Source organism: Undibacterium sp. SXout7W (assembly GCF_049339385.1).
GTDB lineage: Bacteria > Pseudomonadota > Gammaproteobacteria > Burkholderiales > Burkholderiaceae_D > Undibacterium.
Genome location: NZ_JBMPPF010000009.1, coordinates 39,285 through 58,109, shown reverse-complemented (window position 1 = coordinate 58,109; position 18,825 = coordinate 39,285). Strand labels below are relative to the sequence as shown.

Sequence of the window (18,825 nt, the reverse complement as noted above, 5' to 3'; positions counted from 1 at the left end):
AATTGATTATGAAAGTGATGAAGAATGAAACCACTGAATGCTCTTACCACACCCATGCATCCTCAAGGGAATGTCGATAACACCCAGATGCCGCGCACTCCCGCTACTGCTCCAGCAGTAGGTCATGCTCGGGTTCAGCAACTGAATACCTCACGTCCTTCTTCTCCAACTGCGGTTGCAGTTGGAAGAATGATTTCCCGTTCCCGGACAAATAGTTTGCAAGAGCATTCAACAAGCTCTCCGACTTCCAATGCTGCAAATCCGGAAGCGCAGATGGAAGCGAAAACACGCAGACGGGAAGAGCTGCGATCAAATTATGAGACTGAATATCCCTTAACGATCTCTCCTTTTTCGCTTCGATTTAATGATCAAAATGAATCTGAATTTAAACAACAAGCACAGGATTTTTTTTCTGAAAAAGGTTTAGTGTTGGGCAGAGATTATTCTTTTTCTACTGACCCCTTATTCGGGTTTCAGACTGTTATTGTGAAGCACTCTGTTAGAGCAGTTTTACGCGAAAGAACCTTTAAATTCGATAATTCAAGTGACCTTGATGCATGTATAGAACGCTTGAAAGGGAATGCTGCGCAGTACATGTTACAGCATCATTCTTTTCCAGATCGCCCCATTCCAGAGTTGGCCAACGATGCTTCGCATGAAACAGTCATCAAAACCGTTTTGGAAAAGTATGAAGGCATTGTTATTGGTGAAGGTCATCAGCATGCGACCAGCAAGCAGTTTGTGATTGACAATCTGCAAACGTTAAAAGATCGCGGTGTACAGACGCTGTTTTTGGAACATCTTTTGTCGGATATGCATCGGGATGCATTGGAACAATATTTGGGTTTTGAATCAGGGAGCGCAATGCCAGATAAATTACGTCACTATCTTGAAGATCAAAATCGCGGACATCTGTGCAATGGCGAGCAATACAATTTTTTCACTTTGGTTGAAGCAGCAAAAGAAGCAGGACTCAAGATTGTCCCAATAGATTGTTATGCAAGCTATTTTGCTTATGAAAGCGGGGCTTATGTAGTGACGGAGGACACCAGGTCGCGTATTGAAGTAATGAATTATCTGGCGGTAGAAAAAATTAAAAACCGAGAAAATGACGGTAAATGGATTGCCTTTGTAGGGAGCGCACATGCCAATACCCATATGGATGTTCCTGGAGTGGCGGAGTTGACTGACACATTGTCTGTTGTGGTCAGTGATACAAAGGAAAACCCGTCAAATCCATCAGTAAGAACAAATGTGAAAAACTATGCCGATAAAATTAAGCATGTCGATATAGTAATCGAGCCGCAATCACGAGTCTGAAATAAACAAAGCTGCCGACAGGCTCAGAGCCGTAGCTGATTCCACATCATTCGGGAGGATGGAACTATTCTTTTATCCTCACCACCTACATTAGCAGGCGTAAGAGGCATCTCATCGGTTGATGCAATATAGAGCACTTAGCTCTGTATCTTACCCCTTATTCCACAAAATCCTGCTTGTGTCAGTGCCTGAAAATGCTGGCTATCAAAGCAATACATCAAATTATCGAATTGGCTATGAAAGTGATGAACAATGAGTCCATCTAATATTTTTATGTTTTGTCGTTCGCAAAGCAGCGTTGATGTTATCGAACCGAACGTACAGACGTCGCGCACTCCCGCTATGGCTCCGGCAGGAGGTCAGTCAAGTGATAGCAAGTTAAGTGCCGTGCGCTTCCCTTCCCCAACGGCAGATGCGCTCTTAAGAAGGCTTTCCCATAACCGTGAAAATAGCCTGCAAGATCATTCAACAAGCCCTCCAGCTTCCCCTCCTCTTGATCCGGAGGTGTTAGCGAAGGCACTCAGACGGCAAGAATTGCGATCAAATTATGATGTTACACATCCCTATAGTATCTATATTCAGAGTATTGACGAACCGAATTCTGAACAGAAGGAGATTGAATTTCTTGAAAGTAAGGGATTGGCATTTGGCAAGGATTACTTGTTTGCTACAGCAGCAGGAGAAGATTCAACTAGGGATGTGGTGTTAAGTGACTCTGGCATTCAAAAACTAAAAGGTAGTGATGAAGTGATGATTTTCCCGAGCAAGGTGGGTTTATATGTAGATGGTCAGTATGCAGAATATGAGGCGCGATTAAAGCAAGACGCTAAAACGTATCTGACAGCACACAATTCCTTTCCGCCGCGACCTATTCCAGAATTAGCAAAAGATGCATCTCACCAAACAGTCATTAAAACCGTTTTGGAAGAGTATGAGGGGATCGTTATTGGTGAATTCCATTCAGATGCTTCCAGCAAGCAGTTCGTGATCGATAATTTGCAAACATTAAAAAATAGTGGCGTGCAAACGCTATTTTTAGAGCATGTTTTATCGGATGATCATCAGGATGATCTTGATCAGTATCTCGGATCCGCGCCGGGCAGTGCAATGCCAGACAAATTACATCAATATCTCGAAAAGCAAAAAAATGGACACGGATGCTGGGACAAACAATACAACTTTCTTACCCTGGTTGAAGCGGTAAAAGAAGCTGGACTTAAGATCGTACCAATCGATTGTCGTGTCAGCTACGGTGTTTATAGTGGAACTGATGATGACTCAGAAGCCGCGAAAGAAGAATCAAAGACGCGCCTGGAGGTGATGAATTATCTGGCAGCAGAAAAAATTAAAAACCGCGAAAACGATGGAAAATGGATTGCCTTTGTAGGAAATGCACATGTCAATACTAATAAGGGTGTCCCAGGAGTGGCAGAGTTGACGGGTACGCTGTCTGTTGCACTCAGCGATAAAAAGGAGAATCCGTCTAACCCACCAGTCAGAACGAATGTGGAAAATTATTTTGGTGATCAATTTTCTGGTGCAATTAATCGCGTTGACATAGCGATTGAGCCGGAATGATGATCTGTACATGCCGTACAAATCATAGAAACAAAGATCGGTTTGTGGATTGATGAGAAGCGGTAAATTGTTCATCCAGAGTTTGCTGCTTCTCTGTCATGCCCAATTAGAGGTAGGCACGATGGATGATTGCGGAAATCGTCATCAGTCGTTCTGGTGATTGTGGATCATGAATCATTGATCAAGGGGGACGCATTTGTCAGTAGGTCGGTAATATACTCCCCCATAATTCAATTTTAAAATGGGTTTTTTACTTGAATTGGCAAGGCGCAGTTATAAATATCTGGGGGGAGTATATAGTCAGTCCAGACGGCGATGGCGTACCAGAACCCGCTCATGTTGCCTGAAATGCGCGGCGAGTTGTTCGACCATGTACACAGAGCGATGCTGACCACCGGTGCAGCCGACTGCCACCGTCAGATAACTGCGGTTGTCCCGTTTGAACGCGGGCAGCCATTTGGATAAAAACTGGCGAATATCCTCAAACATGTCGCTGACCATTGCCTGCTCACTCAGGTAGTCGATCACTGGCTGATCCCGCCCTGTGAGCGCACGCATCGCCGGATCGTAATGTGGGTTCGGCAGCATTCGTACATCAAATACAAAGTCAGCATCCAACGGCACGCCGCGCTTGAATGCAAATGATTCAAACATCAGCGTCAGAGGTACATGCACAATTGCAATCACATCCTTGACCCAGGCACGTAACTTATTGGCGCTGAGATCGCTGGTATCAATTACATGAGCAAGTGGTTGTATGGCAGCCAGAATTTCGCGTTCTTCTTCTATGCATTCTGTCAGGCTCAGGTTGTTCTGCTGGTTTGGCTGACATTGCTCGTCTTGCTGGAGTCGGTGAGATAAAGGGTGGCTGCGCCGGGTTTCTGAAAAGCGGGCGACCAGCGATTCGGTACTGGCAGTCAGAAACAAAATTTTGACATCGTGCTGCGCCTGGCGCAGGGCTTGTATGGTTTCAGGCAGGCCAGTCAGCAGATGTGCGCTGCGGGAATCAATGGCAATTGCCACGGAGGGAATGTTTTCCTCCATCAATGTATTGACCAGTTGCGGCAGCAAACTAGGGGGAAGATTGTCGACGCAGTAATATCCTGCATCTTCGATGACATTCAGGGCGACTGATTTGCCCGAACCTGAAATACCGGAAATCAGCAGAATCTGCATGTTAATCTCCGCTTTCCATCGCGCGCCGCTGTCTTTCCATAAAATCTTCCAGCGTGTTGATGCCGCGCAGTTGCAGAATCGTATTGCGCACCGCTGCTTCCAGCAACACCGCGATATTGCGTCCGGCGGCGACCGGTATCACGACCTTGCGTATTGGTAATCCCAGGACTTCTTCTGATTGGGAATCAATGGGCAGACGTTCGTAATTTTCTTCCAGCGTACTACGGCGCACCAGATGCACAATCAGCTTCAGGCGCATTTTGCGACGAACGGCGGTTTCGCCAAAGATGGTCTTGATATCAAGCAGGCCCAGCCCGCGTACTTCCAGCAGGTTTTGCAGCAGTTCCGGACAGCGACCTTCTATCATGTTGGGCGCGATGCGCGAGAATTCGACCGCATCATCGGCCACCAGTCCATGACTACGTGAAATCAATTCCAGACCGAGTTCACTTTTGCCCAGGCCAGATTCACCGGTGATGAGTACACCCACACCCAGCACGTCCATAAACACGCCATGCATGGTAATACTTTGTGCCAGCTTTTTTGACAAATAAACACGCAGATAATCAATGACTTGTGCCGCTGGATACGGTGTGGAAAACAGCGGAATATTGTTATCGTCACAGGTGGTCAGAAACGCTGGCGGAGAATCCAGTCCTTGCGCCACAATCAGCGCCGGTGGTGCGCCGGCCACCAGTTCGCGCATCAGATTGGCGCGTGAGGCGGCGGACAGGCGATTGTAATATTCGAGTTCCTGATGACCGAGTATTTGTATCCGGCCGGGGTGAATCAGATTCAAATGACCAACCTGATCAGCGGACGACGCAGCGTCACCCGTAATTTGCTTGTCCGCACCGGAAAAACCGGCAAACCAGCCCAATTGCATAATGTCGCGATTGTCGTCGTAAATTCTTTGTATCGTGAGTTCGGTCAGTAAGGGCATAGTGATCAGGTAAAAATCAGACGATAACAATAACGACAGCGACGCAGAGAATCAGGACTCCGACGGCAGATGCGGGCGCCAGGCAAGAATTTTTTCGAATACGATAGCGGCACTGGCTTCAGAATTTAATTCATTCCGGAACTGTTCGTTGGACAGCATTTCTGCAATTTCAGACAGAATTTCCAGATGCTGTTGTGTCACGTTATCTGGCATCAGCAAAAAGATCAGCAGACTGACGGGCTGGCCATCGGGCGATTCAAAGGGAATAGCTTCCTTGAGTCTGACCAGGGCAGCAATCGGTGCTTTCAGGCCTTTGATGCGACCATGTGGAATGGCAACACCATGTCCTAATCCTGTTGACCCCAGTCTTTCGCGGGCAAACAGATTTTCAGATACCGTAGAGCGGGCAATGCTGCAATTATTCTCAAATAGGAGACCCGCCTGTTCAAATGCTCTTTTTTTACTGGAAATTTCGAGATCCAGAAGTACGTTGGCGAGAGGCAGTATTTTTGCAATGTTCGTCATGATGCAAGATCGTCTTACAGCGAAATGGTGCGGCGCACAATAGGGATATTTGCCAAATTATAGGCTTCTTTTTGTGTAACTGTGTATTTCATCTGCCAGCTTTGATGGACTGTTGTTCTTCAGTAAATTTTCGAACTGAGTTGCAGACAAAGGTTGACTAAAATAAAAACCCTGCATTTCCTGGCAGCCAGAGTCTGCAAGGAAGAACATTTGCTCAACATTTTCTACGCCTTCAGCAGTCACACTCATACCCAGCGCACTAGCCATCGCAATAATGGCATGCGTCAGCACGACAGAATCCTGGTTGGCCGGGATTTTCTGAATGAATGAGCGATCAATTTTCAGGTTATCAATCGGGAAGCGTTGCAGATAGGATAAAGACGAAAATCCCGTCCCAAAATCATCCAGTGAAATGCTGACGCCCAGTCGTTTAATCGCAGCAAATACTGGCAGCAACATATCCATATCGCCCATGAGCAGCCCTTCGGTAATTTCAAGTTGCAGTGCCGATGGGGCCAGTCCTGTTTCAATCAGTTGCTGCTCAATAAACTTACAAAGACCCGGATCCTGAAATTGTTTCGGTGAAATATTGACGCTGATGACCAGATCTGGCGCAAAACTTTCACGCCAGAGCTGAGTTTGTCTACAAGCTTGTTGTAGAACCCAGCGACCGATAGGCAGAATCAGGCCGATTTCTTCTGATATGGAGATGAATTCATTTGGCGATACCAGACCCACATCCGGCATTTGCCAACGTATCAGCGCTTCTGCACCAACGATGCGCGATGTACTGAGGCAGATTTTTGGCTGGTAATAGACCAAAAATTCCTGCTCGCTCAGCGCACGTCGCAAATTGGTTTCCAAAGCGTAGCGGTGCTGCGCCCGTACGTTCAGCTCTGTGGTGAAAAACTGATAGTTATTACGGCCGGATTCTTTGGCGTAGTACATCGCAGAATCCGCACAGCGCAACAGCGTCGGCGCGTCTGAGGCATCGTGCGGAAAAACACTGACGCCAATCGAGGTGCCGAGATGGTATTCATTGCCCTCAATGACAAACGGTTCACGCATACAGACCAGCACTCTTTCTGCCAGTTCTTTCAGGTGTACCGCATCATCAAAATCTTCGACCACAATCACGAATTCATCACCGCCCAGACGCGCCAGCATATCCGTCGTGCGTATGCATGAACTCAGACGCGATGACACATTGCGCAGCAGCGTGTCGCCAGCGGCATGACCGGCGGTATCGTTAACATTTTTAAAGCGGTCGAGGTCAAGAAACAGAACGGCAACCCGGTCGTGGTGACGTTGTGCGCTGGAGAGTGCTTTGTGCAGACGCTGATTGAGCTGATGCCTGTTTGGCAGACCTGTCAGCGCATCATACGATGCCATGTAACTGAGTTGGCGCTGTGTATCGCGTACTTCAGTCGTGTCAGTAAATGAAATCAGTACGGCTGAGACAGTGGAACTGTTTTTTTTGCAAATAGGCAATGCATTGAGCAGTAACCAGACGATAGAACCATCTTTTAATTCAACACCTGTTGAAAGATTCAAGATGGGTTTGTTGGTGCGAAAAACAACGGATGCCGGATCATCACCAAGTTTCATCGCTTCGCCATCTTCTTTTAAAAGTTTTTTGAAATAGCGATGTCGACGACCAACTTTCGTGATATCCAGAATTTTTAAGATGCGTTGCCCACTGGGATTGCTGGTCAGAATTTGCCCTGCTGGACCGATCACCATGATGCCTTCAGTCAGATTGGTGACGACGGAGCGATAGCGTTCTTCGCTTTCCTCCAGTTTTTGCTCCATGTTCTTTTTATCGATGGCCAGCGCGATCAGACCGCTGGCATCCATCATCATGGCTTGTTCATCTTCGCTGGGCGTATGCGTCCGGCGGTAATACACGTCGACCGTACCCAGTACCTGATTGAATGCCGTTGTGATCGGCAATGACCAGCAGGCACGTAATCCAAATGACAAGGCAGATGCTTGCATAGCGCCAAGCATGGTACTGCGTTCGATATCATCAATGATCGTCAGTCGGTTCAGATGAATGGCGGCCGCAGCAGAACCTGTCCCCATGCCAGGTTCCAGATGATTCAGTAGCAGGCAGAATTCTTCCGGGAGCGAGGGCGCTGCACTCAGTGTCAGTTGTTCTGTGGCGGCATCATATAGTGTGATGCCGCATAAACCGCCATTATCCAGCAGGCGTTCCATGCGGTCGCATACGTCTTCAAGAATATGCGTCAGGGGTTTATCGAGTGCGATCATTTCGAGAATTTCTTTCTCGTGATGAATCGCTTCGTGCACCCGGTTTGGCTTGTAAAAGCCTTGTTCTACCAGCGACAGTACCGGTAATGTCCCAGGTAAGCGAGGTGTAAATGTACGTTTTCTGAGCGTTAATAGCGTTGCCGTTTGCCCTTCATGTACGAGCTGTGCTGCCCGGATGTCAATGTCGAGTATCGTGCCATCGAGCCGTATACACTGGCACTGATGCGTTCCCTGGTTACTCTCCAGTCGTAATTTTTGCAGGAACGTGCGGGCAGTTTCTTGTTGCGCACCATGTAAAAAAGCTTCCGGTTTCAGGCCAATGACCTGATGTTCCGCGGAAGCTTTGAGTAACTCCAGTCCAGCCGTATTGACATAGCTGACCATATCTTCTGTGAGGACATAAATAGCGTCGGGATGCTGTTTCAGCAATGCTGAATGCCAGTCTGGACTGACTCCGCGTTCCTGTATGCTGGTACTCGAAAGCTGAATGGACGATATCACGACGACAATCTAAAGAGATAGTTGAATCACTTACTTTACCTCAAGCGCCCTCTGACGACAATGCAGAAATGTGTTGGAGTGGATTTTCAGAGTATGGCCTCTGGAATGTCAGTCACAGAGTGAAAATCCGGAATGATGATTGGTGCAGTGCAATGTCCGCACGCTAGTCCAGATTTTCCTGAGTGAATGCTCGACTGATCAGTTGAATCAAGTCAGTTCAAATCAAAACGGACAAATAGCAGCATGACATCGCCATTCCCTTTGTTCTTGGAAAAACGAGGGACATACGCTGCCATCAGTTTGCTGCTGCGGGTGCCAATCGATGCGACGGGCAATACAGCAGGAAAAGGGAAGCCTGAAAAGTAATCGGTGCGGCTGATCAACAGGCCAGTTAATCCTGCACCGACTTCAATATTGGCACCCAGCGGCTTCATCCATTGATAGGCATATCCAGCCATTGGTTGTGGTTTGAAATGCGAGTCGGAAATGATCATGCCATACAATAATTCTTCATTATCTTTGGCATTGCGGATAGTTTTAGCAAAGCCCAGTCCCCATGCTTTTTCGTTCAGTTCAGCGATCCGTTCTGCTGTATAGGTACCGCGACCGTGATGGGCATAACCCGATAACATCAGCGATAATTCACCGTTATCAAGAATGTTCATGGTTTTGGCTTTTGCGCTATCCCAGAGTTCCGCAGCATCGCTGGAAATACTTTCTGCCTGACAGGCAGCACTGCTGACGAGAATGGACAAAACCAAGCATCCTCGCTGGAAAAAAGACTTAAATTTCGACATGATAAAAGAGTGAAAAAATGATAAGTATAAAAGAGAGTAAATAAAATAGGTTCGTCGCAACACGACTCAACACGACGCAGCAGAACAGAACACAGCGCAACATTACCCGGCAAGGCCAGACAAGTTTCCTGTGTTTTGAAAACATCACTTGCAAGTGATGTTCATCTCGCCAGCAGGCAGCTTGTTGTCTCAAGCTATCTCAAACTCCGGCTAGACCATGGCGAGGTAGTGCCAATTTCTACAACAAGCCGCGATCACGCTGCTAGGGCTGTTTTGCGCCAATCCTGTAAAGCTGTTCTGCCTGACCCTGTTGCTGCTGATGAATCTCTTTGGCGCCACTGCTATGATCCGGGCTGACATCGGCAACATCTGAAACGCTTATCAGCACCTGCGAATAACCGGTCATGTGGTTCTGCGGCTATTGTCTTGCATTCCGCGCATTATCCGGTTTTTGGCCAGTAGAAAAATTACTGCGCCAAGGATTGATATCGAGTCCACCGCGCCGTGTGTAGCGTGCATACACCGAGAGTTTCTGCGGTTTGCATTGCTGCATGATATCGACAAAAATCCGTTCAACGCATTGCTCATGAAATTCATTGTGGTTGCGAAAACCGATCAGATAACGCAGTAATGCTTCCTGATCGATCGCCGCACCGACATAACGAATTTGCACACTGCCCCAATCGGGTTGACCCGTAACCAGACAATTTGATTTGAGCAGGTGAGAAACCAGTGTCTCTTCTACCGGCGCCGCCTCGTGATCTGCATGTAGTAATGCAGGATCCGGAGTGTAAGACTCTACGTCGATATCAAGCCTGTCCAGCAGCACACCGTCAAGCTCTTGCATCCGCAACTGTGTGAACTGATCCTGCATGGTCAGGCTCACGTAAACAGGCGCACCGAAACCTGCTGATAAATCAGTCTGCAGCAAGCTGATCAATGCTTCTGGCCCCGCCAAACGCGTTTGGTTGAAGGAGTTTAGATACAGCTTGAACGACTTTGATTCTACGATATTGGGTGAATCTGCCGGCGCGGTCACTGTGGCGATCGCTACTTGTGGTTTTCCGCGCAGGTTCAGCCACGATACTTCGTAAGCATTCCAGATATCGACACCAAAAAAAGGCAATGTGTTACTGATGCCGATTTCCTCACGCTTACCTGCGCGGGGAATCGGAAACAATAGCGTTGCGTCATATTCTGCCTTGTAAGACGTGGTTTTGCCGAGCAGAGATTGTTCGGGCAAATTCGTCGAAGTAAATTCATTCATTGCTGTCACACCGAGCCGATTCAGCCCAAAAATAATTGATATACAGGATTTTTGCTTTCATCCCAATAGCGATAGCCGAGTGTGGATAAAAACTCGCGGAAGGCTTTCATTTCTTTTTTCGGCACTTGCAAGCCAACTAACGTTCTGCCGTAGTCGGCACCATGATTGCGGTAGTGGAACAGACTGATATTCCAGTTTGGCGCCATGCTGTTAAGGAAACGCATCAGCGCGCCCGGGCGTTCTGGAAATTCAAAGCGATACAGTAATTCGTTATCTGCCAGCGAGCTTTTTCCGCCGACCAGATGGCGGATATGCAGCTTCGCCAGCTCGTCATGTGTGAGATCAAGGGTAGGGAAACCATGTTTTTCAAAATTCTTGGCGATTTTGCCTGATTCGTCACGGTTGCTGACTTGAATGCCGACAAAAATATGCGCCGCCTTTTCGTCGCTGATACGGTAATTAAATTCTGTGACATTACGTTCGCCGACAAGTTCACAGAAGTTCCGGAAACTGCCACGCTCTTCAGGAATAGTCACCGCAAAAACGGCTTCCCGCGCTTCACCGACTTCAGCGCGTTCTGCCACAAAACGCAGTCGGTCGAAGTTCATGTTGGCACCGCAGGCAATCGTCACCAGTGACTCATTTTTCAATGGCTTTTTATTGGCTTTTGCTCTTTCTATGTAGGCTTTGCAGCCGGCAATCGCCAGCGCGCCAGCAGGCTCCAGAATGCTGCGGGTATCCTGAAACACATCCTTAATGGCAGCGCACACGGCATCAGTATCGACAGTGATAATTTCATCGACATACATTTTTGCCAGGCGGAAGGTTTCTTCACCAACCAACTTGACTGCGGTGCCATCAGAGAACAAGCCTACATCCGGCAATGCAACACGCTTGCCAGCTTTCAGGCTGCGTGCCATGGCGTCTGAATCGGTGGTTTGCACACCGATAATTTTGATATCGGGACGAATGGCTTTGACGTAGGTTGCCACGCCTGCAATCAGTCCACCGCCGCCAATAGCAACAAAAATCGCGTGAATCGGATCTGAGTGCTGGCGCAGGATTTCCATGCCTATCGTGCCCTGACCGGCAATGACATAGGGGTCATCAAAGGGATGCACAAAGGTCAGCTTGCGCTTTTTTTCCAGTTCAAGTGAGTAGTTGTAGGCGTCGGTGTATGAATCACCGGACAATACAATCTCGACGTTATCACCACCGAAAGAACGGACGGCATCGATTTTGACCGGTGGCGTAGTTGTTGGCATCACAATCACTGCCTTGCAGCCCACGCGAGCCGCGCTCAACGCCACACCTTGTGCGTGATTGCCGGCCGAGGCGCAGATGACGCCGCGTTTTAACTGTTCCGGAGTCAGATGCGCAATTTTGTTATACGCGCCGCGTAGCTTGAAACTGAACACGCTTTGCATATCTTCACGTTTAAAGTGAATCCGGTTACCCATGCGCGCAGATAAGCTGGGCGCAAATTCCAGTGGCGTCTCAAAGGCAACGTCATAGACGCGCGCAGTCAGGATTTTTTTCAGATAATCGGTGCTCATAAGCTTCAGAAGTTGGTTAAAAGACGGGATGGCGCAATCATACAAAAGTGTCTCTATTATAATGTATGCCCTTTCACCTGACTCCGAACACCCATGATAGAAGCTGGAATGCAGTGGCTGCTAAGCGTATTAGCGGTGCCGGAAGTCGGTTTGACCTCGGTTTTTCTGATCAGTTTTATCTCTGCTACGCTGATACCCATGGGGTCTGAACCTGCGGTATTTGCAGTCATTAAGGCGAATCCGGAGTTGTTCTGGCCTGTACTGATGGTGGCGACGCTAGGTAATACCCTGGGCGGTGTTGTGGACTATGCGATGGGGTATGCAGCTCAACGCGCTTTTCATCATGAACGCAGCAGTTTCTGGTTTCGCTGGCTGGAGCGGTTTGGTGCGAAAACCATGTTGCTGTCCTGGCTTCCAGTCATAGGCGACCCTATTTGCACGCTGGCAGGTTGGTTGAAATTACCATTCTGGCCCAGTGTGTATTACATGGCGATTGGTAAATTCCTGCGTTATCTGACCATCAGCTTGTTATTACTCAAATTGCCAGATGGTTTCTGGCATCGCCTGGCCACGTTGTTGGCCTGAACCGGCTTTGTTGCCGATATGTGTTGCTGATAGCTGGGGAGTGGAACGGTGATTGCGTCATTTTCCCCTATCGATCCTGTCGTTATCCTGTAGTAATTGCTCTTTATACTCAGCCGATTACTGTTTTCGCCTGATCGTCGCTTCGATCTTCGAATGCGATGTGCCAACATAATGTGCAAACGATACATCGTCAGGCGAATGCAGAAAAAATACACGGGGTACCGGTATGCCGAGTGGCAGTAGGTAACCCGTTTTTATTTTTCTTCAGCAGAGGATAATTCAAATGCAAAATAACAATACTCCACGCCGTGGTTTCCTTCAGGGGATGATCGCGACTGCTGCCGGTAGCGCACTGGCATTACCCGCACTTGCCAAGCCCGCCATCACAGCACCTTCAGCTTCCTCAGCGTCGGCGGTGACGCTGGATGCCGCTAAGTGGTCGCCACGTAATCGTCAACTGGTGGCTGAACTGATTGCACGTCACGGACAATCCAGCAAGTCTTATAGCGCCAAGCGCCGTCCTTATGCTGTCTTCGACTGGGATAACACCAGCATCATGAATGATTGCGAAGAAGCCTTGCTGATGCATCAGATTAATCAGTTGGCGTTCAAACTGACACCATCCGAATTCTCAGCAATTATTCGCCAGAATGTACCTGCAGGGAATTTTGCGCCTGACTACAAAAATGCTGCAGGTAAGATTGTTGACCTCGACAGTATCTGCGCTGATCTGGATAGCGACTACGCTTTCCTGCATGCCAATTACAAAGGGCTGGCGGGTAGCCGCAGTCTGGAAGAGATCATTGCAACCGAGCAATTCCAGGATTTCCGTGCCAAGTTGTATTTCCTATACGAAGCAGTGAACGACACTCACGGCGTGAATGTCGGTTATCCGTGGGTGATTTACTTCTTTGCCAACATGACCGTGAGTGAAGTCAGCCAACTGGCAGAGGCTTCCAACGACGCCAATCTGGGGATGGGACTGACTAAAACCAAATACACCAGCCCATCCAGCTTGCCGGGCAAAGCAGGCGTGATCACGACTGCGCACTTCCACGGCATCCGTCTGTGCACCGAAATCGCGACGTTGATGGATACCTTCCGCAACAACGGCTTTGATGTGTATGTCAGCACTGCTTCCTTGGAAGATGTGGTTGCCGTATTTGCCACTAATCCTAAGTACGGTTATCACGTCAAGCGCGAAAATGTACTGGGTTTGCGTCTGGAGCGGGATGGTGAGATATTTAAAAATGCTTACCGTAAAAACTGGCCACTGAACTGGGGACCTGGAAAATCCGAAGTCATTCGTAAAGAGTTAGTGGCGAAAAAAGGTTATGGCCCTGTATTTGTTGCCGGTGACAGCGATGGTGATTACGACATGCTGCGCGACTTCCCGGAAACGGAAGTCGGCCTGATCGTGAATCGCCTGAAAAAAGGCAAAATCGGCGAATTGTCGAAAGCTGCTGCCGACGCGATCCAGAATCCGCATCCACGCTTTGCCTTGCAAGGTCGTCAGGAATCGACAGGTAATTGGTTGCCAGTCGAAACAACGCTGAAATACGGAAAAACAGCGCCTGCATTACTGGGTTAATAACCTGATGAATAGGCGATCCGCTGTCGCCTGAATCTGGTTGTTCAGAGCGCTGTGCTCCTGTTAAAAAACGCCGGTGTCAATCATCGGCGTTTTCTTTAGCGCAGCGCAGTGAACTTTTATTTTTCGACCGGCATAAAACCTCAGAAAAAGACTCTTTGTTCCAAATTACGTTTGGGAAATTGCTACAAATGCCAACGATAGCCATACAAACTTCAAGGCTGTTGGAGCGTGGTGCATCGCAATACGCTAAAATGAGTCTTTAAAAATCCGTCTAACCACGTCTCAGATGAATGCTCCAGCCCAAATCCAGGCCTTGCTAGCAGATATGCCTCAAGGTGCAGCACCGAACCGCGTTCGGGAAATTCCGTACAACTACACGTCGTTCTCGGATAGAGAAATTGTGATCCGCTTACTTGGCGAAGATGCCTGGGCTCTGCTTGACAAGCTCCGTGGCAAGCGCCAGACCGGTCGCTCCGCCCGCATGTTGTATGAAGTGTTGGGTGATATCTGGGTAGTACGGCGCAATCCGTATTTACAGGACGACATGCTGGATAATCCCAAACGTCGTCAGGCTTTGATTGATGCATTGAATCACAGGCTGGCCGAGGTTGAAAAGCGTCGCCTTAATACCGCCAATGACGATGATGCTGAACGCAGCAACAGCGTTGAGACACTCGTGCAGGCTGCCCGCAAGGCCGTTGCTGATTTTTCTCAGGAATTCCGTAACACGTACGACCTGCGCAAAAAAGCCAGTCGTCTGCTCGCTCGTCATACCGCCAGAGATAATATTAAATTCGATGGTCTGAGCCGTGTTTCTCATGTAACCGATGCCACCGACTGGCGCGTTGAATATCCGTTCGTCGTATTGACGCCGGATACCGAAGATGAAATGGCCGGGCTGGTAAAAACCTGCTTCGAACTTGGTCTGACCATTATTCCACGCGGAGGCGGCACTGGTTATACCGGTGGTGCGATTCCCCTGACGCCTTTGTCTGCGGTGATTAATACCGAAAAACTGGAGCAGTTAGGCGCTGTTGAAATGACACGTTTGCCTGGTGTGGATCGCGATTATGCAGTGATCTACTCCGGTGCCGGTGTGGTGACGAAACGCGTCTCAGATGCGGCCGAACGTGCGGGTTTTGTATTTGCTGTTGATCCGACTTCGGCAGAAGCTTCTTGTGTCGGCGGTAACGTCGCGATGAACGCGGGCGGTAAGAAGGCGGTCTTGTGGGGAACGGCGCTTGATAATCTGGCCTCGTGGAAGATGGTTGATCCTAACGGTGACTGGCTGGAAGTCACGCGTCTGGAACACAATCTGGGCAAGATCCATGATGTTGAAGTGGCTAAATTTAAACTGGAATGGACACATCCGGGCGAGAAGCAGCCATTCAAGACTGAGCAGTTAGACATCAAAGGCCGGGTTTTCCGCAAAGAAGGCTTGGGCAAAGATGTGACGGATAAATTCCTGGCAGGTTTGCCAGGTGTGCAAAAAGAAGGCTGCGATGGACTGATTACGTCAGCACGCTGGATTTTGCACAAAATGCCGAAATACACGCGTACCGTCTGCCTGGAATTTTTTGGTCAGGCACGTGATGCGATTCCGAGCATTGTGGAAATCAAGGACTACCTTGATAGCGAAACCAAAAAGGGTGGCGCTATCCTTGCGGGACTGGAACATCTGGATGAGCGCTATTTACGCGCTGTTGGCTATACCACCAAATCCAAACGCGGTATTTTGCCAAAAATGGCCTTATTCGGTGATATCGTTGGCGATGATGAAAACGCAGTGGCGCAAGCTGCCTCTGAAGTCATTCGTTTAGCAAACACGCGCGTAGGTGAAGGCTTTGTTGCCGTTAGTCCCGAAGCGCGAAAAAAATTCTGGCTGGATCGCGCTAAAACAGCGGCAATTTCCAAGCATACGAATGCGTTCAAGATCAATGAAGACGTCGTGATTCCGCTGGATCGCATGGGCGAATACACGGATGGTATCGAGCGCATCAACATTGAGTTATCGATACAGAATAAATTAGCCATGTTGGCGCAGTTGCAGGATTTTTTTGCCAAAGGCAATCTGCCACTCGGTAAGAGTGAAGATGCGGATGGCGATGATATTTCTGCTAATGAATTGCTCGAAGACCGTGTTGCCCAGGCAACAGCTTTGCTGGCAGACACGCATGCGCGCTGGACATATTTGCTGACACAGCTGGATAAGCCGTTGTCGGTAGCGAGAGAAGAATTGCTGGCTCTTGGACTGGATAAACTGAGCACAGTGTTTGATGAACGTTTGCAGCGGCAGCCTGATGCCAGCGTGTTCAGCGTTGTTCAGGATCGTACAATACGTGTTTCCTGGAAACAGGAGTTGCGTGCTCACCTGCGTCAGATATTCACAGGCAGCGCATTCAAACTGATTCTGGACGAATGTACGGCGATTCATAAAAAAGTCTTGCGCAGCCGTGTCTTTGTTGCCTTGCATATGCATGCTGGCGACGGCAACGTGCATACGAACTTGCCAGTGAATTCCGATGACTACGACATGTTGCAGGTGGCGCATCATGCCGTCGCCCGTATCATGGTGTTGGCGCGCTCATTAAATGGCGTGATTTCTGGCGAGCACGGTATTGGTATCACTAAACTCGAATTTTTGACTGAAGATGAAATTCAGGAGTTCCGTGATTACAAACAAAGGATTGATCCGGAAGGTCGTTTTAATAAAGGTAAATTACTGAATTTGCCGGAATTTGCCGCCGATCTGCGCAACGCTTACACGCCATCGTTCGGGCTGATGGGGCATGAATCCCTGATCATGCAGCAAAGTGATATCGGCGCGATCGCTAACAGCGTGAAGGACTGTCTGCGTTGTGGTAAGTGCAAGCCTGTTTGCGCGACCCATGTGCCACGCGCCAATTTGCTGTATTCGCCACGTAACAAGATTCTCGCAACGTCGTTGCTGGTGGAAGCCTTCCTGTATGAGGAGCAGACCCGTCGCGGTATCTCGATCAAGCATTGGGAAGAATTCGAAGATGTGGCAGATCATTGCACCGTCTGTCACAAGTGCGTGACGCCTTGCCCGGTTGATATTGATTTTGGCGATGTATCGATGAATATGCGCAATCTGTTGCGCAAAATGGATAAAAAGTCGTTCAATCCCGGTACCGCATCAGCCATGTTTTTCCTGAATGCCAAAGACCCGGCGACCATCAAGGCCGCGCGTCAGGTGATTTTTGGCTGGGGCGTTGCGGCACAGCGACTGGGTAACACGATCTTGCATAAGCTGGCGAAAAAACAAACCAAGGCACCTCCGGCATCGATTGGCAAACCTGCGATCAAGGAGCAGGTCATTCATTTCATCAATAAAAAAATGCCGGGTAATTTACCGAAGAAAACGGCACGAGCCTTGCTCGATATTGAAGATGACAAGATCGTACCGATTATTCGTAATCCACAAACAACGACAGCAGACACCGAAGCGGTATTTTACTTTCCAGGTTGTGGCTCGGAGCGGCTGTTCTCGCAAGTAGGGCTGGCAACGCAGGCAATGTTGTGGAACGCCGGTGTTCAGACGGTATTGCCGCCGGGTTACTTATGCTGCGGTTATCCGCAACGCAGTGCTGGTCAGTACGACAAGGCTGAGAAGATGATTACGGATAATCGTGTGCTGTTTCACCGCATGGCCAATACGCTCAATTATCTGGATATCAAAACAGTCGTTGTTTCTTGCGGTACTTGTTACGATCAATTAGCGACATATCAATTTGATAAAATTTTCCCGGGTTGCCGTATTGTCGACATTCATGAGTATTTGCTGGAAAAAGGAATGAAACTCGAAGGTGTCAGCGGCACGCGTTACATGTACCACGACCCTTGCCATACGCCGATGAAATTGCAGGATCCGCTGAAAACTGTGAATGCGCTGATTACCACGAGCGATCATGTCAAAATCGAGAAAAATGATCGCTGTTGCGGCGAAGCGGGGACTCTGGCGGTCAGTCGTCCTGATATTTCTACGCAGATACGTTTCCGTAAAGAAGAGGAAATGGTCAAAGGGGCAGATAAACTTCGTGCAGACGGATTTACTGGGGATGTCAAAATTTTGACGTCATGCCCTGCCTGTTTGCAAGGGCTGACGCGCTATAACGAGGACAGTAGCACCACTGCTGATTACATCGTGATTGAAATGGCAAGGCACGTACTGGGTGAGAACTGGTTGCCGGACTATGTTGCCAAAGCCAATAACGGCGGTATCGAGCGGGTTCTGGTGTGATGCAGTCGGCATCTGTTTGCGAATTATGCGACAACAGCAGAGGCGATGTGATCGTCGCCTCTGAGTTGTGGCGCGTGATTTTGGTAGATGATGCAAACTATCCGGGTTTTTGCCGGGTCATCTGGAATGCCCACGTTAAAGAGATGACGGATTTATCTGCTGCTGACAGAGACAGCCTGATGCAGGTAGTCTGGCAGGTAGAGCTGGCAATACGTGATGTGATGCAGCCGCATAAAATCAATCTTGCCAGTTTTGGTAATATGGTTCCGCATCTCCACTGGCATCTGATTCCTCGTTATACAGATGATACGCATTTCCCCAATCCGATATGGGCGGTGCCACTTGCCACTCCTGATGAAGCTGCGCGTCTGACTCAATATGCAACGCGCGTTGCTTTGCTTCCACAATTACGGCTGGCGATACAAGCCCGGCTTTCTTAGTCTGAAAC

At 48.7% G+C, this 18,825-nt stretch carries 14 protein-coding genes; 6 read left to right on the top strand and 8 right to left on the bottom strand.

The window, feature by feature from the left end; translation table 11 throughout:
- The first annotated feature begins 24 nt into the window (after nucleotides 1-24).
- Together ACO0LB_RS10455 and ACO0LB_RS10450 are read left to right on the top strand one after the other, a co-directional pair.
- The gene (locus ACO0LB_RS10455; protein ID WP_423049046.1) at nucleotides 25-1,320 is read left to right on the top strand and encodes a membrane-targeted effector domain-containing toxin; all 1,296 of its coding nucleotides are present in this window, start codon (nucleotides 25-27) and stop codon (nucleotides 1,318-1,320) included.
- A 252-nt stretch (nucleotides 1,321-1,572) separates the two neighbouring features.
- Entirely contained in the window at nucleotides 1,573-2,898 is a 1,326-nt protein-coding gene (locus tag ACO0LB_RS10450; RefSeq protein ID WP_423049045.1) for a membrane-targeted effector domain-containing toxin, read from the top strand.
- Nucleotides 2,899-3,198: 300 nt separating this feature from the next.
- Here the strand turns inward: ACO0LB_RS10450 and rapZ are convergent, their stop codons facing one another.
- The 8 genes from rapZ to ilvA form a co-directional block, all read right to left on the bottom strand.
- Entirely contained in the window at nucleotides 3,199-4,074 is an 876-nt protein-coding gene (gene rapZ / locus ACO0LB_RS10445; protein ID WP_423049044.1) for an RNase adapter RapZ, read from the bottom strand.
- 1 nt (nucleotide 4,075) lies between these two features.
- Nucleotides 4,076-5,017 (bottom strand): HPr(Ser) kinase/phosphatase, encoded by a 942-nt coding sequence (hprK, locus tag ACO0LB_RS10440; RefSeq protein ID WP_423049043.1) that lies wholly within the window; start codon nucleotides 5,015-5,017, stop codon nucleotides 4,076-4,078.
- Nucleotides 5,018-5,068: 51 nt separating this feature from the next.
- The gene (locus ACO0LB_RS10435) at nucleotides 5,069-5,542 is read right to left on the bottom strand and encodes a PTS sugar transporter subunit IIA (protein WP_423049042.1); all 474 of its coding nucleotides are present in this window, start codon (nucleotides 5,540-5,542) and stop codon (nucleotides 5,069-5,071) included.
- A gap of 57 nt (nucleotides 5,543-5,599) precedes the next feature.
- The gene (locus ACO0LB_RS10430) at nucleotides 5,600-8,317 is read right to left on the bottom strand and encodes an EAL domain-containing protein (RefSeq protein ID WP_423049041.1); all 2,718 of its coding nucleotides are present in this window, start codon (nucleotides 8,315-8,317) and stop codon (nucleotides 5,600-5,602) included.
- A gap of 212 nt (nucleotides 8,318-8,529) precedes the next feature.
- Nucleotides 8,530-9,072, bottom strand: coding sequence for a hypothetical protein (locus ACO0LB_RS10425; protein WP_423049040.1), 543 nt, complete (start codon nucleotides 9,070-9,072; stop codon nucleotides 8,530-8,532).
- Nucleotides 9,073-9,376: 304 nt separating this feature from the next.
- Complete coding sequence (locus ACO0LB_RS10420; RefSeq protein ID WP_423049039.1) at nucleotides 9,377-9,520, bottom strand: hypothetical protein; 144 nt, start codon at nucleotides 9,518-9,520, stop codon at nucleotides 9,377-9,379.
- Between the two features lie 12 nt (nucleotides 9,521-9,532).
- Entirely contained in the window at nucleotides 9,533-10,381 is an 849-nt protein-coding gene (queF, locus tag ACO0LB_RS10415) for an NADPH-dependent 7-cyano-7-deazaguanine reductase QueF (protein WP_423049038.1), read from the bottom strand.
- A gap of 20 nt (nucleotides 10,382-10,401) precedes the next feature.
- Complete coding sequence (ilvA, locus tag ACO0LB_RS10410; protein ID WP_423049037.1) at nucleotides 10,402-11,937, bottom strand: threonine ammonia-lyase, biosynthetic; 1,536 nt, start codon at nucleotides 11,935-11,937, stop codon at nucleotides 10,402-10,404.
- Nucleotides 11,938-12,030: 93 nt separating this feature from the next.
- On the opposite strand from ilvA, the gene ACO0LB_RS10405 reads away from it, so the two are divergent.
- The 4 genes from ACO0LB_RS10405 (at nucleotide 12,031) to ACO0LB_RS10390 (ending at nucleotide 18,817) form a co-directional block, all read left to right on the top strand.
- Nucleotides 12,031-12,522, top strand: coding sequence for a YqaA family protein (locus tag ACO0LB_RS10405; RefSeq protein ID WP_423049036.1), 492 nt, complete (start codon nucleotides 12,031-12,033; stop codon nucleotides 12,520-12,522).
- Between the two features lie 283 nt (nucleotides 12,523-12,805).
- Complete coding sequence (locus ACO0LB_RS10400; protein WP_423049035.1) at nucleotides 12,806-14,113, top strand: haloacid dehalogenase-like hydrolase; 1,308 nt, start codon at nucleotides 12,806-12,808, stop codon at nucleotides 14,111-14,113.
- A gap of 289 nt (nucleotides 14,114-14,402) precedes the next feature.
- Complete coding sequence (locus ACO0LB_RS10395) at nucleotides 14,403-18,377, top strand: DUF3683 domain-containing protein (protein ID WP_423049034.1); 3,975 nt, start codon at nucleotides 14,403-14,405, stop codon at nucleotides 18,375-18,377.
- Nucleotides 18,377-18,817 (top strand): HIT family protein, encoded by a 441-nt coding sequence (locus ACO0LB_RS10390; RefSeq protein WP_423049135.1) that lies wholly within the window; start codon nucleotides 18,377-18,379, stop codon nucleotides 18,815-18,817. The genes ACO0LB_RS10395 and ACO0LB_RS10390 overlap by 1 nt, the downstream gene beginning before the upstream one ends.
- The last annotated feature ends 8 nt before the right edge of the window (nucleotides 18,818-18,825 follow it).